6 protein-coding genes are annotated in these 3,148 nt (G+C 35.6%); all 6 read left to right on the top strand.

Going from position 1 to position 3,148, the window contains the following annotated elements:
* Positions 1-316 (top strand): alpha/beta hydrolase (locus tag AB1349_13255; protein ID MEW6558291.1); only part of this gene is annotated, 316 nt, incomplete at its 5' end.
* A gap of 2 nt (positions 317-318) precedes the next feature.
* Complete coding sequence (gene hisH, locus AB1349_13260; protein ID MEW6558292.1) at positions 319-957, top strand: imidazole glycerol phosphate synthase subunit HisH; 639 nt, start codon at positions 319-321, stop codon at positions 955-957.
* Complete coding sequence (gene hisA, locus AB1349_13265) at positions 935-1,663, top strand: 1-(5-phosphoribosyl)-5-[(5-phosphoribosylamino)methylideneamino]imidazole-4-carboxamide isomerase (GenBank protein MEW6558293.1); 729 nt, start codon at positions 935-937, stop codon at positions 1,661-1,663. The genes hisH and hisA overlap by 23 nt, the downstream gene beginning before the upstream one ends.
* An 11-nt stretch (positions 1,664-1,674) precedes the next feature.
* The gene (locus tag AB1349_13270) at positions 1,675-1,770 is read left to right on the top strand and encodes a hypothetical protein (protein MEW6558294.1); all 96 of its coding nucleotides are present in this window, start codon (positions 1,675-1,677) and stop codon (positions 1,768-1,770) included.
* A 113-nt stretch (positions 1,771-1,883) separates the two neighbouring features.
* Positions 1,884-2,672 carry an imidazole glycerol phosphate synthase subunit HisF gene (gene hisF / locus AB1349_13275; GenBank protein MEW6558295.1) on the top strand — a complete coding sequence of 263 codons (789 nt, stop codon included), beginning with the start codon at positions 1,884-1,886 and terminating at the stop codon, positions 2,670-2,672.
* On the top strand, positions 2,666-3,028 hold the full coding sequence (gene hisI, locus AB1349_13280; protein ID MEW6558296.1) for a phosphoribosyl-AMP cyclohydrolase: 363 nt from the start codon (positions 2,666-2,668) through the stop codon (positions 3,026-3,028). Before hisF ends, hisI begins: the two co-directional genes overlap by 7 nt.
* Positions 3,029-3,148 lie beyond the last annotated feature (120 nt).

The raw sequence follows: 3,148 nt of genomic DNA on the forward strand, positions 1-3,148 counted from the left end.
CCCCGAAATATTTTCAATGACCGGTGTAATCTCGCCTGCTTTATGGTGGGCTGATTATAAGATTCTGGATGAAATAGAAAAATCGCCAAAGAAAAAGATTAAACTATATCTTGATATGGGAACAAAAGAAGGAAAAACACTGGAAAGTTTTAATTCTGCTATTATGGATGTAAGAAAAATGCGTGATATTTTAATTAAAAAGGGGTTTGTTTTGGGAAAAGATTTTGAATATTTTGAAGACGAAGAAGCGGTTCATAATGAATCTGCATGGGCAAAAAGAGTTTCTGAACCTATTCTATTCTTTTTTGGTAAATAATTATGATTAGTATCGTTGACTATGGAATGGGAAATTTAAGAAGCGTCCAGAAAGCGTTTGGGTTTATCGGAAAAAATGCAATTATTACATCCGACAGAAAAAAAATCCTGCAGTCATCGTTAGTTGTGCTGCCTGGTGTAGGTTCATTTTCGGCAGCAATAAAAAACCTGAAAAAACTAAATCTTATAGATACTATAAAAAATTTTATTGCCGACGGTAAACCATTTCTGGGACTCTGCCTTGGACTTCAACTTCTGTTTGAACAAAGTGAAGAAGGAAATTGTAAAGGGTTGGGAATTTTAAAAGGTAAAGTAAAAAAATTCAATTTCTCACATCTCATATCTCATATCTCATATCCCAAAATACCACACATGGGCTGGAACAATGTTAGATTGCAGATTGCAGATTGCAGATTGCAGATTTTCAAGGGGATTCCTGATAATTTATATTTTTATTTTGTGCATTCTTATTATGTTGAGCCACGAGAACAAAGTATCATCGCAACAACTACAAATTATGGAATACAATTCGCATCATCAATTTTTTACAAAAACATTTTTGCAACACAATTTCATCCAGAAAAAAGTCAAAAGAATGGGATTAAACTTCTAAAAAACTATGTTGATTATACCGGCAATTGATATCAGAGGCGGTAATTGCGTAATGCTTTCACAGGGCAAACTTGAAGCAGAAACGGTTTACTCAAAAGACCCGGTTTTTATTGCAAAAATGTTCGCTATGCAGGGTGCAAAACGATTGCATATAATTGACCTTGATGGTGCATTTGCAGGAGTCCCGCAAAATTTGTCAGTGCTTGCAAAAATTCGGCAGGCAGTGAATATAGAACTTGAATTTGGCGGCGGTATCAGAAAAATTGAGACGATAGAAAAAATTGTAAATATGGGGGTTGATAAAGTAATACTTGGAACACTCGCTGTGTTTAATCCCGATATTGTGAAAGAAGCAGTTAAAAAATTTAACGAAAAAATTATTGTTGCAATAGATGTTTTGGATGAAAAAATCGCAATCGGTGGTTGGAAAGAAGTCACTCAATACAATGCACTGGAATTCGCAAATAATATGAAAGAAATCGGTGTAAAAGAAATCATAACTACTGATATAAAAAAAGATGGGATGCTGGAAGGACCTAATATAGATGGTATAAAGAAAATATGCAAAAGTGAGTTGGCAGTGATTGCGTCAGGCGGTATTTCAACAATTGACGATGTAAAAAAAATATCTAAACTTGAAAGGTCTGGTGTGTCTGGAATGATTGTCGGTAAAGCAGTCTATACTGGTTCAATAAAATTAGAAGAAGCCATAAAAGAAACGCAAAACAGGAAATAACCAGACAGGATATTAGTCAATTCTGGTATTATCTTAAGAATTCAGAATATAAAGTGGGATATCTACTAAATTTTGGTGCTTCAGGTGGCGTTCAAATAATACGCTGAATTTACGATACAGCCAGAGAAATGCAAAAATAACACAAAACTAAAACGCAGAACTAACGCAAAACATTTGGCGTAAGTTTCGCGTATTAAGTTTAGCGTTTGTTTCGCGATTTATGCTCACAAAAAGAATAATACCATGTCTTGATGTTGATAATGGCAGAGTTGTAAAAGGCACAAAATTTTTGAATCTTCGCGATGCTGGTGATCCTGTAGAAGTTGCAAAACGATATGATATTGAAGGTGCGGATGAAATTGTTTTTCTGGATATTACCGCTTCTTACGAAAGAAGGAAAACCATAATTGATGTCGTTAAAAAAACTGCCGAAAAGGTTTTCATTCCGCTAACTGTCGGTGGTGGAATACAAAATTTAGACGATATACGAAATCTTCTGAAAGCAGGCGCGGATAAGGTTTCAATAAATACATCGGCGGTTGAAAATCCAAATTTTGTAAAAATAGCATCACAAAAATTTGGTAGCCAGTGTATCGTCGTTGCGATAGATGCGAAAAGACAGTTCACGAGTTCACGAGTTCACAAGTTCACGAGTTGTTGGTGGGGGGTCTATACTTACGGTGGAAGAAAAGTGACAGGCATAGATGCTGTTGTGTGGGCACAGAAAGTTGAGAAACTTGGCGCAGGCGAAATTTTACTAACAAGTATGGATAGAGACGGCACAAAAGACGGTTATGATATTGAACTAACAAAAGCGATTTCAGAAACAGTAAAAATCCCGGTAATCGCATCAGGCGGTGCTGGCAAAAAAGAGCATTTTTATCAAGCATTTACTAAAGGCAATGCAGATGCTGCACTTGCTGCTTCACTTTTTCATTACCAGGAATTAAAAATTGCTGAATTAAAAAAATATCTATCACAAAAAGGAGTCGCAATAAGAATATGTTAAAATTAAAATTTGACAAAAATGGCTTAATACCCGCTATAATCCAAGATGAAAAAACAAAACAGGTTTTGATGCTCGCTTATATGAATAAAGAAGCGTTCCAAAAAACTCTGAAAACAAACCGAACATGGTTTTACTCTCGTAGCAGAAAAAAACTGTGGCTCAAAGGTGAAGTATCAGGCAATATCCAGATTGTCAAAAAAATACTTGTTGATTGCGATACGGATACGATTTTAATACTTGTCAAGCCGAAAGGTCCCGCCTGCCATAACGGCTACAACTCTTGTTTTTATAGAACTGTTAAAGGAAAAATTATCTCTAAAAAAATGTTTGACCCAAATAAAGTGTATCAGAAATGACATACTCCCCGCAGCAAGCTGCGGGGTATCTTAAAAGTCAAGTTTTAACTGGCGTCTGTCTTCTTCTGCTCTTTGATATTGGATGTATTTCTGTATAGTTTGTGCAGTTACTTTGTCGCC

It is taken from the genome of Elusimicrobiota bacterium, assembly GCA_040757695.1.
Taxonomy (GTDB): domain Bacteria; phylum Elusimicrobiota; class UBA8919; order UBA8919; family UBA8919; genus JBFLWK01.